At 65.0% G+C, this 19235-nt stretch carries 18 protein-coding genes; 10 read left to right on the forward strand and 8 right to left on the reverse strand.

Annotated features, from left to right (window positions below):
• Window positions 1-7: 7 nt before the first annotated feature.
• Together O6P39_RS25580 and O6P39_RS25585 are read left to right on the forward strand one after the other, a co-directional pair.
• Window positions 8-340, forward strand: coding sequence for a YegP family protein (locus O6P39_RS25580; RefSeq protein WP_275609159.1), 333 nt, complete (start codon window positions 8-10; stop codon window positions 338-340).
• Window positions 341-551: 211 nt separating this feature from the next.
• The gene (locus O6P39_RS25585) at window positions 552-2495 is read left to right on the forward strand and encodes an autotransporter domain-containing protein (protein ID WP_275609160.1); all 1944 of its coding nucleotides are present in this window, start codon (window positions 552-554) and stop codon (window positions 2493-2495) included.
• Window positions 2496-2537: 42 nt separating this feature from the next.
• Here O6P39_RS25585 and O6P39_RS25590 read toward each other — a convergent pair whose 3' ends face one another.
• Window positions 2538-3308 (reverse strand): CatB-related O-acetyltransferase, encoded by a 771-nt coding sequence (locus O6P39_RS25590; RefSeq protein WP_275609161.1) that lies wholly within the window; start codon window positions 3306-3308, stop codon window positions 2538-2540.
• 58 nt (window positions 3309-3366) lie between these two features.
• Window positions 3367-4299, reverse strand: a complete 933-nt coding sequence (locus tag O6P39_RS25595) for an SdiA-regulated domain-containing protein (protein ID WP_275609162.1) — start codon at window positions 4297-4299, stop codon at window positions 3367-3369.
• Between the two features lie 138 nt (window positions 4300-4437).
• Here O6P39_RS25595 and O6P39_RS25600 point away from each other — a divergent pair, with 138 nt between their 5' ends.
• From O6P39_RS25600 to O6P39_RS25630, 7 genes are all read left to right on the forward strand, one after another.
• Entirely contained in the window at window positions 4438-5454 is a 1017-nt protein-coding gene (locus tag O6P39_RS25600) for an AraC family transcriptional regulator (RefSeq protein ID WP_275609163.1), read from the forward strand.
• A 341-nt stretch (window positions 5455-5795) separates the two neighbouring features.
• Window positions 5796-6845, forward strand: coding sequence for an ABC transporter ATP-binding protein (locus tag O6P39_RS25605; RefSeq protein WP_275609164.1), 1050 nt, complete (start codon window positions 5796-5798; stop codon window positions 6843-6845).
• Window positions 6842-7756 carry an ABC transporter permease gene (locus O6P39_RS25610; protein WP_275609165.1) on the forward strand — a complete coding sequence of 305 codons (915 nt, stop codon included), beginning with the start codon at window positions 6842-6844 and terminating at the stop codon, window positions 7754-7756. The genes O6P39_RS25605 and O6P39_RS25610 overlap by 4 nt, the downstream gene beginning before the upstream one ends.
• Window positions 7753-8541: an ABC transporter permease gene (locus tag O6P39_RS25615; RefSeq protein ID WP_275609166.1), complete on the forward strand. Its 789-nt coding sequence runs from the start codon at window positions 7753-7755 to the stop codon at window positions 8539-8541. Before O6P39_RS25610 ends, O6P39_RS25615 begins: the two co-directional genes overlap by 4 nt.
• Window positions 8542-8585: 44 nt before the next feature.
• Window positions 8586-9635, forward strand: a complete 1050-nt coding sequence (locus tag O6P39_RS25620; RefSeq protein WP_275609167.1) for an extracellular solute-binding protein — start codon at window positions 8586-8588, stop codon at window positions 9633-9635.
• Between the two features lie 396 nt (window positions 9636-10031).
• The gene (locus tag O6P39_RS25625; protein ID WP_275609168.1) at window positions 10032-11417 is read left to right on the forward strand and encodes an APC family permease; all 1386 of its coding nucleotides are present in this window, start codon (window positions 10032-10034) and stop codon (window positions 11415-11417) included.
• Window positions 11418-11515: 98 nt separating this feature from the next.
• The gene (locus O6P39_RS25630; protein WP_275609169.1) at window positions 11516-12547 is read left to right on the forward strand and encodes a histone deacetylase family protein; all 1032 of its coding nucleotides are present in this window, start codon (window positions 11516-11518) and stop codon (window positions 12545-12547) included.
• Window positions 12548-12695: 148 nt separating this feature from the next.
• On the opposite strand, the gene O6P39_RS25635 is transcribed toward O6P39_RS25630, so the two are convergent.
• The 4 genes from O6P39_RS25635 to O6P39_RS25650 form a co-directional block, all read right to left on the reverse strand.
• Window positions 12696-13073 (reverse strand): NirD/YgiW/YdeI family stress tolerance protein, encoded by a 378-nt coding sequence (locus tag O6P39_RS25635; protein WP_275609170.1) that lies wholly within the window; start codon window positions 13071-13073, stop codon window positions 12696-12698.
• 116 nt (window positions 13074-13189) lie between these two features.
• Complete coding sequence (locus O6P39_RS25640; protein ID WP_275609171.1) at window positions 13190-14110, reverse strand: SdiA-regulated domain-containing protein; 921 nt, start codon at window positions 14108-14110, stop codon at window positions 13190-13192.
• Window positions 14111-14194: 84 nt separating this feature from the next.
• On the reverse strand, window positions 14195-14860 hold the full coding sequence (locus O6P39_RS25645; RefSeq protein ID WP_275609172.1) for a fumarylacetoacetate hydrolase family protein: 666 nt from the start codon (window positions 14858-14860) through the stop codon (window positions 14195-14197).
• 137 nt (window positions 14861-14997) lie between these two features.
• Window positions 14998-16392 carry an FAD-binding oxidoreductase gene (locus O6P39_RS25650; RefSeq protein ID WP_275609173.1) on the reverse strand — a complete coding sequence of 465 codons (1395 nt, stop codon included), beginning with the start codon at window positions 16390-16392 and terminating at the stop codon, window positions 14998-15000.
• A 190-nt stretch (window positions 16393-16582) separates the two neighbouring features.
• Between O6P39_RS25650 and serA the strand changes: the two genes are divergently transcribed.
• Window positions 16583-17812, forward strand: a complete 1230-nt coding sequence (gene serA / locus O6P39_RS25655; RefSeq protein WP_275609174.1) for a phosphoglycerate dehydrogenase — start codon at window positions 16583-16585, stop codon at window positions 17810-17812.
• A 174-nt stretch (window positions 17813-17986) separates the two neighbouring features.
• On the opposite strand, the gene O6P39_RS25660 is transcribed toward serA, so the two are convergent.
• Together O6P39_RS25660 and O6P39_RS25665 are read right to left on the reverse strand one after the other, a co-directional pair.
• On the reverse strand, window positions 17987-18418 hold the full coding sequence (locus O6P39_RS25660; protein WP_275609175.1) for a DUF4399 domain-containing protein: 432 nt from the start codon (window positions 18416-18418) through the stop codon (window positions 17987-17989).
• A 134-nt stretch (window positions 18419-18552) separates the two neighbouring features.
• Window positions 18553-19047 (reverse strand): DUF523 domain-containing protein, encoded by a 495-nt coding sequence (locus O6P39_RS25665; RefSeq protein WP_275609176.1) that lies wholly within the window; start codon window positions 19045-19047, stop codon window positions 18553-18555.
• Window positions 19048-19235 lie beyond the last annotated feature (188 nt).

The following is a 19235-nucleotide window of genomic DNA, read 5'->3' on the forward strand; positions in this document are numbered from 1 at the left end:
AAACGGCATGGCCGGCAAGTACCATCTCAAGAAGGCCAGTGATGGCCAGTTCCACTTCAACCTGCACGCCAGCAACGGCGAGATCGTGCTGACCAGCGAGCTGTACAAGGCCAAGGCCTCGGCCCAGGACGGCATCGAGTCGGTACGCAAGAACTCCCAGCGCGAAGGCGCCTTCGAAGTGAAGACTGCCTCCAACGGCAAGCACTACTTCGTGCTCAAGGCCACCAACGGCCAGGTCGTCGGCCAGAGCCAGATGTACGCAAGCCAGGCCAACGCCGAGAACGGCGTGGCCGCGGTGAAGCGCTACGCGCCCGAGGCGCCGGTCAGCGACGAAACCTGAGGCGCCCCCTTTCGGGGAGCGTCGAATAACCCCGCCCGGACACGGCTGGCCAGCAGGCCGGCCGTGTATCACCATTGTTACAGTGACGCGACACTCTCTATCACTCAGGCGTCAATTTCCAAGCATCTTCGGCGAAACGGCGCACATCCTGCTTTCCTCCGGCGCACGCATCAAGACCGATGCGATTCCAATCGACACAGAGGAAAGTGCCGTGTTCAAACCCTTAGCCGTTGCGGTCAGCCTGGGATGCGCCGCGTTTTCGATCGATGCCAGCGCCTACGAGTACGGGGACTACGCCGGGGATACCCTCGACACCCTGATCAACGACTACCCCGGCCGTTACCGCGGCACCGCCAGCTTCGCCGGCGCCACCGCGCTGATGCAGTCGCGCCTGGGCTTCGGCTACCAGACGCAGGTGCAGGACTTCACCTGGGCCGGTAGCCGCAGCTCGCAGAACGTCATCGCCAGCGCCCCGGGCAGCAGCGGCCAGTACGTGGTGCTGGGCGCCCACTACGACACCTACTACGGCCGGCCGACCCTGCAGGGCCTGGACGACAACGGTTCCGGCGCCGCGGTGCTAACCGAAATCGCCCGAAACCTGGGCGGCATCAAGCTGGAGAACGGCCTGGAAGTGGTCGGCTTCGGCGCCGAAGAGGAAGGTCTGCGCGGCTCCCGAGCCTACGTCGCCTCCCTGAGCGACGAGCAACGCAGCAACCTGCTGGGGATGATCAACCTCGACAGCCTGATCACCGGCGACAAGATGTACGCCCACGCCGGCTTCAACAGCGTGGACAATCCAGCGCTGGGCGCCTACCGCGACCAGCTCCTGCGCATCGCCCAGGAGCTGAAGATCCCGCTGTTCACCAACCCCGGCCTGAACGAGGAATACCCCGCCGGCACCGGCTGCTGCAGCGACGGCGAAAGCTTCGAGGGCCTGAACGTCCCGGTGCTGTTCATCGAGGCGACCAACTGGGAACTGGGCGAGCTGGACGGCTACGAGCAGACCGACAACCCGGCCATCCCCGGCGGCGCCACCTGGCACAACCCGGCGCTGGACAACGAGCAGGTGCTCACCGGCGCCTTCGGCCAGGAACGCATCGACCAGCGCCTGCGCGACTTCTCGCGCCTGCTCACGCGCCTGGTGCTGGAGCTGACCAATGCCGACCTGCTGGCCTCCACCGCTTCCGGCGGCGCGATGGCGCGGCAGATGGAAGACCAGCTGCAGCGCCAGCACCTGGCCCTGACCCGGATGCACGACCGCCGCTGGCTGACGCTGCTGGGCAGCCCGCGCACCGTGGGCAGCTTCGATGGTGAGGTCGGCGTGGAAGGCGAGACCACCCCGGAAAGCGGCTTCGACATGCCCGGCGACCCGCGCTCGCACCGCGCCGGCGTGCACCTGCTGGGCGACTACCGCGCCAGCGAAGCACTGACCCTCGGCGGCAGCCTGAGCTTCCAGCGCAGCCGCGACAACCTGGACCACAGTGCCCGCCTGGAAGCGGAAACCTGGCAACTGGGGCTCTACGGCCTGCTCAACGACGGCGGCCCGGCCTGGCTCGGCGGCGAGCTGAGCACCGGCTACAGCGACCTCGACAGCAAGCGTGCGGTCTATCTGCAGGCCAAGGGCGGGCCGGTGCTGCTCGACCAGCGCATCGACGGCGATACCAACGCCTGGTTCTGGGGCGCCCGCGTCGACGGCGGCTACGACTTCGACATCGCCGGCATCAAGACCGGTCCGCAGGGCGGACTGGACTACGTGCACTACCGCATCGATGACTTCGACGAAGACGACGACCTGCGCACCGCGCTGGGCTTCGAGGAGCAGGACTACGACTCGCTGGAAGCCAGCCTCGGCTGGGGTCTGCGCGGCGAACTGGCGCTGGGGAACCGGATGGCCGTGAAACCCTACGCCAGCGTGCGCTGGGTGAAGGAACTGGCGGACGGTCGCCTGGACGACATCGCGCTGACCGCCCTGGGCGATGGCCGCACCCGTGTCGCCGATCTGGGCGATGTGGACAAGGACTTCGGCCGGGCCCAGGCCGGCGCACTGCTGGCGGTCACCGAGCAGTTGGGCGTGTTCGCCGAGGCCAATACGCGCTTCGCCCATAGCGAAGGCAGCCAGGCGTCCTATTCGCTCGGGGTGCAGTGGCAGTTCTGACCGAGGCAAGGCGAGGCGCCCTGGGGCGCCTCGTTTCTTTCGCTAAGTGCCGGAAGCGTCGAGCGAAGCAGCCTGCGCGGCTTCCACGGCGGGAATAATCCGCAGGCGGAAGGGCTCCGAATCGATTCGCAGACGCCGCGGATGGGCTGCCGCTGGCGGCGTTCTGTTTTGCAGTGTCGCCAGGCAGGTCTGCGGATCATCCAGCGGCAGTTCGCCCAGGACATCCAGCGGCAACTCCCACCAGTGGCTGGCCAGCAGACCCTCGATCACTTCGGGCTCGAAGCGATAGCGGATCACCCGCGCCGGGGTGCCGGCGACTATGGCGTAGGGCGGCACATCGGCGTTGACCAGCGACTGAGCACCGATGATGGCACCGGTGCCGATCTTGACCCCATCCAGGATCAACACATCGCGACCGATCCACACATCGTGCCCGATCACCGCGGGGTGGTAGGGATGCTCGCGCTTGATCGGACGTTTGATCAGCTTGGGGTTGGAGGCGAAGTGATGGGTGGTCAGCCAGTCGATGGGGTGGGACTGGCGCGCCTGGCCGATGACCACCGCGGTAGCGATGGAGCAGTAACGGCCGATCTGCGAGACATGGCGGAACTCGCTGCCGCTGACGATATCGCTGTAGGCCCCGATGGCCAGCCTGGGCGAAAAGATCTTCGTCTTGCCGATCTTCACCCCCGGCTCGAGGATGAGCTGGGCGCCATCGCGCAGGGACTTGATGCCGCCGGCCAGGCGGCACTGGTGGCTGTCGAGTGATTTTTTCAAGCGCCGGTTGATCAGCGCTTCCTGGAAGATATTCATGGCCGATCCTGGCAAAACGCCATACTTCGTATCGGAAAGCAGCACTGTAACGACTTCATTACCGTGGCTCCATTGGCATGGGCTTTCTGAACACATAGAAGAGGTTGGGCTCGCTGACCAGGTACAGCGTGCCCTGGTCATCCATGGCGATACCCTCGGCCTGCGGCACGCTGCGGCGCAGGCCACTCATGCCGCGCAGCAGCGACAGCGAGCTGATCGGCTCGCCCTCGGCGCTCAGCTCCAGCACCAGCCGCGATTCGTCGGACAGCGCCAGCAGGTGCCCACTGCGCTCGTCGTACTGCAGGCTGGAAAGGTCGCGGACGAACAGGTTGCGGTTGTGCTCGAGATCTTCCACCACGTGCACCGCGAAGGGCTCCTGCGATTGCTCGTAGGGGAAGCCGCGCACCTCATAGATATGCACCGGATTGCGCTCCTTGGCGACGAACAGGCGCTTGCCCAGCGAATCGTAGGCCAGCCCCTCGAAGCCGCTGTTGCCGCCGCGCCCCAGCGCCAGGGCCAGCTGCTGTGCGTCTTCGGCGCGCAGTTGCGTCGTGTCGTCGCGCAATTCGACGCGGAGCAGCCGCTGGTGGGTTTCGTCGCTGATCACGTAGACGTTGCGGCTGATGTACTCGATGGCCTCGGTATCGCCGAAGCCGTGCAGCGCGATCCTGCGCAGCACCTCGCCCTCCAGCGACAGCTCGATCAGCTCGTTGCGCTTGTTGGTGACGGTGAACAGGGTCTGCCGGTCCGGGTCGTAGGTCAGCGCCGAGACGTTGTCCGCCAGCCCCTCGATGGGTTGCGCCTCGATCAGCACTCGATAGCCGGGCAGCCAGATCGACTGATCCTGCCAGTGCGCCGCATGCCGCCATTCGTTGAACTTGAACCAGATGCGCTCGTAGACGCGCAAGCTCTGGCCCAGCGCGAGCAGGGCGGCCAGGGCCAGCAGCCCCAGTAGCGGAAGCAGGCGACGGGGTTTGAGCAGGCGGCGCATGGGGGACTCGATGTTCTCGGAAAGGCCGCGCAGCTTCGCAGCCTGGGCTGAAGCCAAACTTAAAGGCGGCAGGGGAAATGCCCGCAGGCTAGAGTCAGGTTAGCGCAAGACCGATCGATCATCCCCGAAGGTGTACCGATGGCCGTGTCCCTGCTTCCCGAACAACGCCAGCAAGCCACCCTGCACACCGTGGTACTCGCCACCGAAGTGCTGCATCATGCGGGCATACCGCGCCAGCGGCTGCTGGAGGGCAGCGGCATCGACGAAGCGGACCTGCTGACCCCGCACAAGCTGATCACCCACGCCCAGGAACTGCGGGTCTTCGCCAACGCCCTGAGCTGTCACCACGATCCGGCCCTGGGCCTCTATCTCGGCCTGCGCATGCATGTCTCGGCCTACGGCATCCTCGGCTACAGCATGCTCGCCAGCCGCACCCTGCGCGACGCGCTGCAACTGGCGCTGTCCTTTCCCGACCTGCTTGGCACCTACTTCCGCCTGGCCCTGGTGCCACGGGACGATGAGGTGCACCTGAGCGCCGATGGCTACCGCTACGCGCCGGAACTGACGGTGTTCAATACCGAACTGTGCCTGACCTCGATGCTCACGGTGATCCGCGACCTGCTCGGCGAATCGGTGCGCCCGCGTCGCCTGCTGCTGGCCTACCGCCCGCCGCTGCACGCGGCAACCTACACCGAACGCCTGGGCTGCCCGGTGGAGTTCGGCGCGCCAACCAGCGCCCTGTGCTTCAGCCCGGCGCTGCTGGACCGCCTGCTGCCGCTGGCCGACCCGGTGAGCTGCCACAACGGCGTGCAGCAATGCCTGCGCATGAGCGCGACGCTCAGTAGCCGTGGCGATGTGATCGAGCAATTGCGCCAACACCTGGCCAGCCATCTGCAGGACACCGCCAACCTGGACGCCGTGGCGCGCCACCTGCACCGCTCCACCCGCACCCTGCGCCGCCATCTGCAACAGCAGAACACCAGTTATCAACAGGTGCTCGACGAGGTGCGCTTCGACCGCGCGCGGCAGTTGCTCAAGGACACCGACCTGCCGATCTACCTGATCGCCGAGCAGCTTGGTTACAGCGAGACGGCCAGCTTCCGCCATGCCTTCCAGCGTTGGAGCGGGTCGAGTCCGAGCTTGTATCGGGGGTGAGTCGGGAACGGTACCTATCTGGCGTTGCAACGCGCGCCGAACGGCCCCCTCTCCCTTCGGAGCGGGGCGTGCAGCCAGGGATGGCATCGCACACAGGGTCGGAATCACAAGGTTCGCGAGCAAGCTCGCTCCTACAAAAGCCCCCGAACGACACGTCTCTGACGCCTGGATTCCCACGTTCCAGAGGCTATTTTCAACTTGGCCTGATTTATCCCTTATTGGCCTGATCTATCGTTCTGCGCCTCGGGCTGCTTGGTCATTATCAATCCGCAGCTAGGTGAAACGGTCTCAGAAACCGTAAAACCTCAACAATAACAACTGCTTAACTGCATGGTACCAGCATGACCAGCGCGATCACCATCGAGCGGATATGCATGGAGTTCGGTACACCCGGACAAGGCCTCAAAGCCCTGGACGACGTGTCACTGGAAATCCGCGCCAACGAGTTCTTCACCCTCCTCGGGCCTTCGGGCTGCGGCAAGACTACCTTGCTGCGACTGATCGCCGGATTCGAACAACCCTCCTCCGGCAGCATCCGCCTCTACGGCGATGCGATGGAAGGCCTCCCGCCCTTCCGCCGCCCGGTCAACACCGTCTTCCAGAGCTACGCCCTGTTCCCCCACATGACGGTGGCCCAGAACATCGCCTTCGGCCTGGAAATGCAGGGCAAGAGCCGCGCCGACATCGACGCCACCGTGCAGAAGATGCTCGACCTGGTCCGCCTGCCGGATGTCGGCTCACGCCGCGCCGACCAGCTCTCCGGCGGCCAGCAGCAGCGCATCGCCCTGGCCCGCGCCCTGGCCAGCCGGCCCAAGGTGCTGCTGCTCGACGAATCGCTCTCCGCGCTGGACCTCAAGCTGCGCAAGGAAATGCAGATCGAGCTCAAGCGCCTGCAGCACGAGACCGGCATCACCTTCATCTTCGTCACCCACGACCAGGAAGAAGCCCTGACCATGTCCGACCGCATCGCGGTGATGAGTCGCGGCAAGGTCATGCAGATCGGCACGCCGACGGAAATCTACGAAGCGCCGGTCAACCGCCTGGTGGCCGACTTCATCGGCGAGACCAACTTCCTCGAAGGCGAATCCAGCGGCGACAGCGTGCGTCTGCCCGACGGCCAGTTGCTGCCGGCGGCGACCACCCTGCCGGGCAAGGTCACCCTGGCGATCCGCCCGGAGCGCACTGAGCTCGCGCAGGACGGGCAGCTCGAAGGCGTGGTGGAAAACATCGTCTACGTCGGCACCGACACCGTGTACCACCTCAACGTCGCCGGTCAGGGCGGCTTCCGCGTACGTCAGCAGAACCGCGACGGCGCCCACTCCACCCACGCCCCGGGCGCACGGGTACGGGTCCGCGTGCCCGCCACCGCCATCCGGGTGCTGGCCGAATGAGCACACTGCGCGCACAAGCGGAACGCAAATCGCTGTTCAATCGCCTGGCCCTGACCAGCCCGGCGATGATCATGCTGGTGGTGTTCCTCGTCCTGCCGCTGGGCATCATGTTCGCCGTGTCGATCCAGGCACCGGGGGACTACGGCGGCGTGAAGTGGGGCCAGCACACCGTCGAGGCCTACATCAACTTCCTCTGGGAGCGCGACCTGGACGACAGCCTGGCGTTCAACGCCGACTACCTGGGTATCTTCCAGCGCTCCTTCTGGCTGTCGATCCTGACCACCCTGGGCTGCCTGCTGATCGGCTTCCCCACCGCGCTGTACCTGGCGCTGCAGGACGAACGCCGGCGCAACCTGCTGATGTTCCTGGTCACGGTGCCGTTCTGGACCAACCTGCTGGTGCGGGTCTACGCCTGGATCCTGCTGCTGCGCAACGGCGGACTGATCGACGAGGGGCTGCACGGGCTGGGCTTCACCGACGCCTCCATTGGCCTGCTCTACACCGACAACGCGGTGATCATCGGCCTGCTCTACACCTACCTGCCGTTCATGGTGCTGCCCATCTACACCAGCCTGGAAAAGATGGACTGGCGCCTGGTGGAAGCCGCCTTCGACCTGGGCGCCAACCGCTGGAAGGCGCTCAAGCGGATCATCATCCCGCTGGCCATGCCCGGCATCGTCGCCGGCAGCATTCTGGTGTTCATCCCCTCGCTGGGCAGCTACATCATTCCCGAGCTGCTGGGGGGCGGTAAGTCGCTGATGATCGGCAACCTGATCCAGCTGCAGTTCGGCACGGCGCACAACTGGCCGTTCGGCGCGGCGCTGTCCTTTGCCCTGCTAGCCTTCGTACTGCTGGCAATGATGATCTACAGCATGCGCTTCAAGCAGGGCACCGCGGGAGGTCATCCATGAAGTCGGCCAATCCGCTCTGGCGTTTCACCGGCGTACGGCCCGCGGCCTGGCTGTTCTTCGCCTTCCTCTACGTCCCGATCTTCGTGCTGGTGGTGCTGAGCTTCAACAGCGGTCAGTCGGCGACGCTGTGGGAGAGCTTCAGCCTGAAGTGGTACGCGGTGGTGGCGGACGACCCGGAGATTCTCCGCGCGGCGAAGAACTCGCTGATCGTCGCCAGCCTCGCCACGATCATCTCCACCACGCTGGCCACCCTCGCCGCCCTGGGCATGCGCGGCCGGACCTTCCGCGGCCAGGGTCTGATGAGCGGCGTGCTGGGCCTGCCGCTGCTGGTGCCGGAGATCGTCACCGCCGTGGCGACCCTGATGTTCTTCGCCTTCATCGGCCTGAAGCTGTCGCTGTTCACCATCCTGCTGGCGCACGTGGTGTTCTGCATCCCCTTCGCCTACCTGCCGATCCGTGCCCGCCTCGAAGGCATGGACCCGCGCCTGGCCGAAGCGGCGGCGGACCTCTACGCCTCGCCCTGGAAGACCTTCTGGAAGGTGACCTTCCCGCTGCTGATGCCGGGCATCCTCTCCGGGGCGATGCTGGCGTTCATCATCTCGATGGACGACTTCGTCATCACCTACTTCGTCGCCGGCGCCGGGGCCACTACCTTGCCGGTGTACATCTTCAGCTCCATCCGCATGGGGATTTCCCCGAAGATCAACGCCATTTCTTCAATAATACTGTTGATTTCCATCGCGTTCGTTGCGTTGTCGTACTACGTCGGCCAGCGTCGCCGCTGACCTCCTGCCGCCAAAACAAAACAACATTGCAAGGAGCTTCACCGATGAAATTCCGCCGTACCCCCATCGCCCGCACGCTCGTCGCCGCCAGCCTGTTGCTGGCCGGCAGCGCCCACGCCGAAGGCACCCTGCACTTCGCCAACTGGTCGGACTACTTCCCGCCGGAGCTGCTGAAGAAGTTCGAAAAGGACACCGGCATCCACGCCACCCTCGACTCCTACGACAGCAACGAAACCCTGCTGGCCAAGCTCAAGGCCGGTGGCGGCGCCTATGACGTGGTGGTGCCCTCGGACAGCTTCATCGAGATCTTCGTCAAGGAAGACCTGCTGCAGAAGCTCGACAAGGCGCAGCTGCCGAACCTGGCCAACCTGAAAGACAAGTTCAAGACCCTGACCTACGATCCGGGCCACGACTACACCGTGCCCTACCTGTGGGGCACCACCGGCTACAGCTACGACAGCGCCAAGGTCCCCGGCGGCAAGCTGGAGGAAAGCTGGAAGCCCTTCTTCGAGCCGCCGGCCGAGCTGAAAGGCAAGGTGGTGGCGCTCAACTCCATCGAGGAGCTTTACGCCCCGGCGTCCTACTACCTGGGCATCAACGAGTGCACCGAAGACCCGAAAGAGGCGGCGAAGATCCAGGAGCTGCTGCTCAAGCAGAAGCCGATGCTGGCGATGTACAACAGCGACGGCACCATCGAGCGCATGGCCGCCGGCGAAGTTTCCATGCACCAGCAGTGGAACGGAGCCTTCCACCGCGCCCACGCCCAGCGCGCCAGCCTGGTCTACGTCTATCCGAAGGAAGGCATCCGCCTGTTCATCGACAACCTGGCCATTCCCAAGGACGCCACCAACATCAAGGAAGCCCACGCTTTCCTGAACTGGATGATGCAGCCGGAAAACATCGCCGCCGCCTCCAACTTCGCCAAGTACAACAACGCCATCGCAGGCTCGGACAAGTACATGGAGAAGGAGCTGTTCGACGACCCGGCGATCAACACCCCGGCCGACAAGCTGGACCGCTTGAAGCCCTTCCAGCTGTGCTCGCCCAAGGCGCTGCAACTGCGCTCCAAGGTGTGGACCAAGCTGAAGAAATAACCGCAAGCCACCCGGCGCGGCGGTGCGCGCCGGGTGACCCTGACAGTCAGTTTGGCCATTTCGATCCCTTTTTGACCCTTTGCAGGGTTCTGCCCGGCCACCTCGGTTGCTAGAGTCGGGCCGCTCGCGCAGGGAGCGGCAGGAAAGGCGGCCAGCTCCGGCGCCACATTCAGTGGTGCGGGAATATCCCAAGGGAACGCGAGCGCGTTATCCACAAGAACAAAGTCCCCGAGAACGCCCATGACCAGCTTTTGCGTCACCCTGCAGCACAGCCCTTCATTCCTCGCCCGTCGTCGCTGCTGCGGCTGATCCGTAGCCGACGACAACCCGGACGGCCACCGAACGCCGTCCCATCGCGCCCTATACAAGAGCCAGAACAATCGCGAGGAATCCCCCATGGCCAGCCAACACAGCGCCAGCACTGCACACACCACCCAGGGTAACGCGGCCTCCGCCGACGCCCGCCTGAAACGCGTACTGGGGCTGCCCGCCCTGGTCTTCTTCGGCCTGGTCTACATGGTCCCGCTGACCATGTTCACCACCTACGGCGTGGTCACCGAGATGACCGGCGGCCGCACCGCCACCGCCTACCTGATCACCCTGCTGGCGATGCTGTTCACCGCCGCCTCCTACAGCTTCATGGTGCGCAAGTACCCGATTTCCGGATCGGCCTACTCCTACACCAGCCTGAGCTTCGGTCCGGGGGTCGGCTTCCTGTCCGGCTGGTCGCTGCTGCTCGACTACCTGTTCCTGCCGATGATCAACTACCTGCTCATCGGCCTGTTCATGAACATCGCCTTCCCGGAAATCCCGGCCTGGGTGTTCGTGGTCGCCTCCATCGCCCTGGTCACCGTGCTCAACGTGGTCGGCATCAGCCAGGTGGCCGGCATGAGCAACATCATCGTCGGCGCCCAGCTGGTGTTCATCGTGGTGTTCGTGGTGATGTCGATCAAGAGCCTGGCCGGCGGCGCGCCGATCGACTTCAGCCTGCCCTTCGTCGGTGACGGCAGCAAACCCGGCTTCGCCCCGCTGATGGCCGGCGCCGCGGTGCTGTGCCTGTCGTTCCTGGGCTTCGACGCGGTCTCGACCATGGCCGAGGAAACCCGTGACGCCCGCCGCGACATCCCGCGCGCGATCATCATCACCACCGTGATCGCCGGCCTGATGTTCACCCTGCTGGCGGTGATCAGCCAGCTGGTGTTCCCCGGCAGCGTGTTCCAGAACGCCGATTCGGCGGCCAACGAAGTGATGCTCAAGGCCGGCGGGCAGTTCCTGACCAACTTCTTCACCGCCGCCTATATCGCCGGCTGCATCGGCTCGGCGCTGGCGTCCCAGGCCTCGGTGTCGCGCATCATCTTCACCATGGGGCGTGACGGCATCCTCCCGCGCAGCCTGTTCGGCGTGCTGCACGCACGCTTCCAGACCCCGGTGCTGGCGATCCTGGTGGTCTCCGCGATCTCCCTGCTGGCCATCGTGCTGGACCTGACCACCCTGGCCTCGATGATCAGCTTCGGCGCGCTGGTGGCCTTCTCCGTGGTCAACCTGGCGGTGATCCGCACCTACCTGGGCGTCGAGCGCCGTCGTGGCGCCGCCAACCTGCTCAAGTACGGGCTGATCCCCTTCGTCGGCCTGTGCCTGACCCTGTGGCTGTGGACCAGCCTGTCGCAGCTGACCCTGATCGTCGGCCTGAGCTGGTTCGCCGTTGGCTTCACCTACCTGGCGGTGCACACCGGCGGTTTCCGCCGCAAGGCACCGAGCGTGAACTTCGAGGAAAACGCATGACGGTGTGCTCGGCGCCGACCCGCTCCGCGCGGGCCGGATGCTGAGCACGCCCTGACAATCAGAAACCAGGCGCCGCCAGGCGCCATGAGGAGCGCGTGATGTTGACGATCTACACCGACGACCATCGCTTGCACCACGGTCAGCACGAGCTGATCGGCGGCCAGTTCACCCCTTGCTTCGAGAAGCCCAGTCGCGCCGACATGGTGCTGGACCGGGTCAAGGCGGTGAAACTCGGCGACATCCAGGCCCCGCGCGACTTCGGGCTGGAGCCGATCCTGCGGGTGCATGACGAGGGCTTCGTGCGCTTCCTGCAACACGCCTGGCGCGACTGGCTGGCCACCGGCCGGACCCACGACATGCTGCCGATCGCCTGGCCCACCAGGCGCCTGCGGCAGAAGGAGCCCGACAGCATCGACGGCCGCCTGGGCTACTACTCCTTCGATGCCGGCGCGCCGATCACCGCCGGCACCTGGCAGGCGATCACCAGCTCGGTGAACGTCGCCATGACCGGCCAGGCCGAACTGGCCAAGGGCGCGCGCTCGGTGTTCTCCCTCTGCCGCCCGCCGGGCCACCACGCCTCGGCGGACTTCATGGGCGGCTACTGCTTCCTCAACAACGCCGCCATCGCCGCCCAGTCGATCCTCGACCAGGGCGCCAGCCGCGTGGCGATCCTCGACGTGGACTACCACCACGGCAACGGTACCCAGGACATCTTCTACGACCGCGCCGACGTGCTGTTCACCTCGATCCACGGCGACCCGCGCTTTGAGTACCCCTACTTCCTCGGCTACGCCGACGAGAAGGGCCAGGGCGTGGGCGAAGGCTTCAACTTCAACTACCCGCTGGCCTCGGGCAGCGATTGGTCGGTGTGGAGCCTGGCGCTGCAGGCGGCGATCCGGCAGATCTCGGCCTACAAGCCGGACGTGCTGATCGTGTCGCTGGGCGTAGACACCTTCAAGGAAGACCCGATCTCCCAGTTCAAGCTGGACAGCCCGGACTACCTGCGCATGGGCGAAGCCATCGGCAAGCTCGGCCTGCCGACCCTGTTCGTCATGGAGGGCGGCTACGCGGTGGAAGAGATCGGCATCAACGCCGTGAACGTGCTGCAAGGCTTCGACAGCATCGGCTGATGTGCAGGGCGTAAGCGCTCCGCGTTATACGCCGTTTGGCCTGGGTCACGCCTCGCTCGGCAACGACCTCGGCGTTGACGATGGGCCCTACGCCAGAATGAAAAAGCCGCGCCGGGATTCCCGGCGCGGCTTTTTCATTGGCGCTGAATTACTGCAGGATCTCGACGCGATCCACGTCGATATCGGTGGCCTTCATCTTGTGGTGATCGACCTCGCCCGTCAGGCGCACCTTGGTGTTCTCGGAAACCCCGGCGCCCGCCGGCCAATCGTCGTTGTCGATCTCGACCTGGATGCTGCCGGTAGCGTCCTTGAACTCGTAGTGCTCACCGCCGATGCGTTTGGTAATGGTGCCTTCCAGCACGGCCGGGGTGTCGTCGGCGGCGGACTGGGCCTGCTTGACGGTGGTGACCTGGGCGGCAGCGGCCGGCTTGGCGGCATCGCTGCCCGGACCGGTGTAGCCGGCGGCCAGGGTGAGGGTGGAGAACAGGCCGGCGGCAGCGATCAGGGGGAGATGACTCAGTTTCATGGAAGTGCCTCCTGGGGCGTTTTCGATGGGGTCAGCTTAGTGCCGGTGGCTGAAACCAGCCTGAATCCGGGCTTAACCCAAACTTAAGCGCCCCAGACGCCCCTCCCCGGCCAGGATCAATCCGCCTTGGCCGGCGCAACCTCGCGCTTGAACACGTAGAACAGGTCGGGCTCGCTGACCATGTAGATGGTGCCCTGCTCGTCGATGGCCACGCCCTCGGCGCGCGGAATCCGGTCGTGCAGGCCATTGAGGCCGCCGAGCAGGCTGATGAAGCTCACCGGTTCGCCCTTTTCGTCCAGTTCCAGCAGCAGGTGCGATTCCGCCGACAGCACCAGGGTATGCCCGGTGCGCGGGTCGATGCTCAGGGCCGAAACGTTGGTCATCAACAGGTCGCCGGCCAGCGGCTGCAGGGCACCGCTCACGCTCGGGCCGCCGTCGCTGGGCAGGCTGAACAGCGCCAGCGGATCACGCTCCTGCCCCAGGACCAGGCGGTGCTGGCGTGGGTCCCAGGCGATGCCCTCGATGCCCTTGTTCTTCTTGCCGCGCGGGCCGAGGTCGAAACTGGCGAGTTTCTCGGTGCTCAGTTCGCGGGTCTGCGGGTCGACATGGAAGATGGTCAGCGAATTCCTGCGCTCGTCGGTCACGGCGATATTGCCGTTCTCCAGCACCGCCACGCCCTCGGGGTTGGACATGCCCAGCAGGGGGATCACCCGCAGCACATCGCCGGAGAGCGACAGCTCGGCGAGCAGCGGCTTCTTGCCGGTCACGGTGAACAGGGTACGGGTCACCGGGTTATAGGCCAGATCGGAGGCTTCCTGGCCTTCCAGGCCGCCGGTCAGTTGCTTGGCCTGGATCACGGCGCGGTAACCGGGCAGCCAGACGCTCTCGGCGCGCTCCTGTGTACCGGTGTCCTGCTCACGCAGCCAGAGACGGGCGCGATCGTCCCAATGGAAGCGGACGGTCAGAGCGGCCAGCACGATCAGGAGGAGCAGCAGTGCCAGCAGCAGCCAGCGCGGACGAAGCAGGGAAATGGTCATGGCGACTCTTGTTGGTAGGCACGAACGAGGTATCCCGCAACAAACGAAGGCCGCACAAACGGCGGCCTTCGGCGGAACAACGGGTTAAAGCACGCGGCTTTCGAATCGGCTGGCGCCGGGAAGTTCCAGCACCAGGGCATTGCCGCTCTGCAGCGGCCCGACCCCGACCGGCGTGCCGGTGGACACCACGTCGCCCGGCTGCAGCGAGAAGTGCCCGCAGATGTGCTGGATCAGCGGCACGATGGGGTTGAGCATGTCGCGGCTGTTGCCGTCCTGGCGGACTTCACCGTCGATGGTGAGGCGGATGCCAATGTCGGTCGGGTCCGGGAAGTGGTCGGCGCTGACGAAGGGCGCGAGCACAAAGGCACCGTCGAAGGACTTGGCCAGCTCCCAGGGCAGGCCCTTTTCCTTCAGCTTGGCCTGCACGTCGCGCAGGGTCAGGTCCAGCGCCGGTGCGTAGCCGGAGATGGCATCCAGCACCTCTTCAGCGCTGGGCTTGCGCGACAGCGGCTTGCCGATCAGCACGGCGATCTCCGCTTCGTAGTGCACCGCGCCGCGATCCTCGGGAATGGCGAAGCCGCCGGCCGGCGACACGGTGCAGGAACCGGGCTTGATGAACAGCAGCGGCTCGGTCGGCACCGGGTTGTTCAGCTCCTTGGCATGTTCCGCATAGTTGCGGCCGACGCACACCACCTTGCCCAGGGTGAAATGGATCGGGGTGCCATCGACATACTGATGCTGGTAACTCATGACCGACTCCTGAACGGGTGGGTGGAAGAGGCTCGCCAGGAGCCCGTGCTCCCGCGCGAGGCGCCGCGCCCGGTGGCGCAAACGTGCGAAGGGCCGGCCCCTCTATCCAAAGAGCCGGCCCTTCTGGATAACTCGACTTATTCGGCGAAGATCTTGCCGGGGTTCATGATCCCGTTCGGATCGAACACCGCCTTGACCGCCTTCATGTAGCCGATTTCAGCCTCGGAGCGAGAGTACCCCAGGTAATCGCGCTTGGTCATGCCCACACCGTGCTCGGCGGAGATCGAGCCGTTGTATTTCTGAACCGTTTCGAAAACCCACTTGTTGACGGTCGCGCACTTGGCGAAGAACTCGTCCTTGGTCAGGTTCTCGGGCTTGAGGATATTCAGGTGCAGGTTGCCGTCGCCGATGTGGCCGAACCACACGACCTCGAAGTCCGGGTAGTTGGCCTCGACGATGGCGTCGATGTCCTTGAGGAAGGCCGGAACCTTGCTGACGGTCACCGAGATGTCGTTCTTGTACGGGGTCCAGTGCGAGATGGTCTCGGAGATGTACTCGCGCAGCTTCCACAGGTTCTGCAACTGCTGCTCGCTCTGGCTCATCACGCCGTCCAGCACCCAGCCCTGCTCTACACAATGTTCGAAAGTCGCCAGCGCCTCGTTGGCCACTTCCTCGGTAGTCGCCTCGAATTCCAGCAGGGCGTAGAACGGGCAGTCGGTCTCGAAGGCCGGCGGTACGTCGCCACGGGCCATGACCTTGGCCAGGGCCTTGTCGGAGAAGAATTCGAAGGCGGTCAGGTCCAGCTTGCTCTGGAAGGCGTGCAGCACCGGCATGATCGAGTCGAAGTCCGGGGTGCCCAGGACCATCGCGGTGAGGTTCTTCGGCTGGCGCTCCAGGCGCATGCTGGCCTCGACCACGAAGCCCAGGGTGCCCTCGGCGCCGATGAACAGCTGGCGCAGGTCGTAGCCGGTGGCGTTCTTGATCAGGTCCTTGTTCAGCTCCAGCAGGTCGCCCTTGCCGGTGACGACCTTCAGGCCAGCCACCCAGTTGCGGGTCATGCCGTAGCGAATGACCTTGATCCCGCCGGCATTGGTGCCGATATTGCCGCCAATCTGGCTGGAACCGGAGGATGCGAAGTCCACCGGGTAGTACAGGCCGTTTTCCTCGGCGAACAGCTGCAGCTGTTTGGTCACCACGCCCGGCTGGCACACCGCGGTGCGGTCGAAGGCGTTGAAGTCGAGGATCTTGTTCATGTAGTCGAAGGCCACGACCACCTCGCCATTGGCGGCGACGGCGGCAGCGGAAAGCCCGGTGCGGCCGCCCGAGGGGACCAGCGCGACCTTGTGCTCATTGGCCCAGCGAACGATGGCCTGGACCTGCTCGGTGCTCCTGGGGAAGGCGATGGCCAGCGGCGCCGGGGCGAAATGCTTGGTCCAGTCCTTGCCGTAGGTCTCGAGGGAATCGGCGTCAGTCAGCAGCTTGCCGGGCTCCAGCAGGGGCTTGAGCGATTCGATCAGGGCTTCGCGGGTCATGGGAGGAACTCTCAAAGGATTCATGGTCGTCCTGAGAACAGCTCAGGTCGTAACCGGGCAAGGAAAAGGGAGAACATGCTAGCATACGCACCCCACGCAGATCGCCACTTGGCGCCAAGTGTGGTATCGGCCGGTTCGGCCAGAGCTGTTCATTTTCTCGCCACATCCCGGGACTACAGGTTCAAAGCAGATGAGCAAGACTTCTCTCGACAAGAGCAAGATCAAATTCCTTCTCCTTGAAGGCGTGCACCAGAATGCCGTCGACACCCTCAAGGCCGCCGGCTACTCCAACATCGAGTACCTCAAGGGCGCGCTGTCCGGCGAGGAACTGAAGGAAAAGATCGCCGATGTGCACTTCATCGGTATCCGCTCCCGCACCCAGCTCACCGAAGAAGTCTTCGATGCCGCCAAGAAGCTGATCGCCGTAGGCTGTTTCTGCATCGGTACCAACCAGGTCAACCTGGACGCCGCCCGCGAGCGCGGCATCGCGGTGTTCAACGCGCCCTACTCCAACACCCGTTCGGTGGCCGAACTGGTGCTGGCCGAAGCCATCCTGCTGCTGCGCGGCATCCCGGAGAAGAACGCCTCCTGCCACCGTGGCGGCTGGATCAAGTCGGCGGCCAACTCCTTCGAGATCCGCGGCAAGAAGCTGGGCATCGTCGGCTACGGCTCCATCGGCACCCAGCTCTCGGTCCTCGCCGAAGCCCTGGGCATGCAAGTGTTCTTCTATGACACCGTGACCAAGCTGCCGCTGGGTAACGCCCAGCAGATCGGCAACCTGCACGAGCTGCTCGGCATGTCCGACATCGTCTCGCTGCACGTGCCGGAACTGCCGTCCACCCAGTGGATGATCGGCGAGAAGGAAATCCGCGCCATCAAGAAGGGCGGCATCCTGATCAACGCCGCGCGCGGCACCGTCGTCGAGCTGGACCACCTGGCCGAAGCGATCAAGGACGAGCACCTGATCGGCGCTGCCATCGACGTGTTCCCGGTCGAGCCCAAGTCCAACGACGAAGAGTTCGAAAGCCCGCTGCGCGGCCTGGACCGCGTGATCCTGACCCCGCACATCGGTGGCTCCACCGCCGAAGCCCAGGCCAACATCGGCCTGGAAGTGGCCGAGAAGCTGGTCAAGTACAGCGACAACGGTACTTCGGTTTCTTCCGTCAACTTCCCGGAAGTGGCCCTGCCGTCGCACCCGGGCAAGCACCGTCTGCTGCACATCCACGCCAACATCCCGGGCGTGATGAGCGAGATCAACAAGGTGTTCGCCGACAACGGCATCAACATCTCCGGCCAGTACCTGCAGACCAACGACAAGGTCGGCTACGTGGTGATCGACGTCGACGCCGAGTACTCGGACCTGGCGCTGGAGAAGCTGCAGCACGTGAACGGCACCATCCGTAGCCGCGTGCTGTTCTAAGCGCCGCTAGATGGTAAGAAAAAAGGAGGCCCTTGGGCCTCCTTTTTTTGTTTCTATACCGGGCGTTTCGGTACCAGGACATGCCCTGTAGGAGCGAGCTTGCTCGCGAACAACCCCACAACGAAGCGGTTCGCGAGCAATCTCGCTCCTACGAAAAGCATCAGCCTTCTGGAGTCACTTCACGTTGACAGTGATCTTCTGCGACTCCACCGGCGGGTCGAACGGCACGTGGTTCTTGTCGCCCACCAGCAGTTGCAGGGTGTGCTTGCCCGGCGGCAAGGTCACTTCGGTCTCGGTCTGGCCCTTGCCGAAGTGCTTGATGGTGTCGTTCATCGGCAGCGGCATGTTCATCGCCGGCTGCTCCTTCAGGTCGATCAGCAGGTGGTGGTGGCCGGTAGCCGGGGAATCCACGCCGGCGGGCGCTACGCCCATGCCCTTGAGGCCGAACTTGACAGTGAAGGTCTTGCCGACGGTGGCGCCGTCGGCCGGCTCGATGAAGTACACCTTGGCGCCTTCCGGGGCCGGGGTGCGCGGCATGTCGGCGGCAATCGCGGAAGACGCGGCGAGCAGCGCAGCGAGACCGAGGCAAGGCAACATGGTTCTCATGGGTTTCTCCTTCTTCACGGGATTCGGGGGAACGCGCCCAACATCAGCTGTTCACCCGCATGGAACCCACAAGCATAGGTGGCTCCCCCGCACCCTCAAGAAAAAGAATGCATCTTCAAATGTCTTCGAGCGCTCTAGCCTCCGGCCTCCAGCCCGGCCAGGCAGACGGCGGCGGCGTCCAGCTCTTCCTCGCTGAACACCAGCACGCCCATGCGCTTGAGCGCGGCGGCTGTGACGCCCTCGCCGGCGACCTTGCGGCCAGTGAAGCTGCCGTCGTAGTTCTCGCGGTGACCACAGGACGGGCTGCGCGCCTTCAGTATGGCCAGGCGGATATCGTGATGCCGCACCAGCTTCACCGCCGCATCGGCGCCCGCCAGGAACGCCTGGCTGACGTCCTCCCCATCCACCGTGACCACTGGCCTGACCCGCTCCAGCACGGCCATGCCCTGGCCACCGGGAATTTCCGCCGGCGCGCGCGGCGTCGGCAGGCCGCCGGCCACTTCCGGGCACAGCGGCACCACGCGCCCCTGGGCCAGCCAGCGCGCCAGCAGGTCGAACGGGCCGTGGGCACCACCGTCGTAGCGAACGCGATGTCCGAGCAGGCAACGGCTGACGAGAACCTTCTGCATGGGCCAATCACTCCAAATCGAATGCCACAGACTAGCCGCTCGATTTCATCGGGTCACGCGGGGTAACAGGACATTCATCGGCGATCCGTTTCGAAGGATTTCGCACCCGCCAAAAGTCGGGGCGCACGGGCTTCTACCGACCGTCGGCGCGGTGACCGGGCATAACCTTTGGCGGGATTCGCCGTCCG

It is taken from the genome of Pseudomonas sp. PSE14 (assembly GCF_029203285.1).
Classification (GTDB): Bacteria; Pseudomonadota; Gammaproteobacteria; order Pseudomonadales; family Pseudomonadaceae; genus Pseudomonas.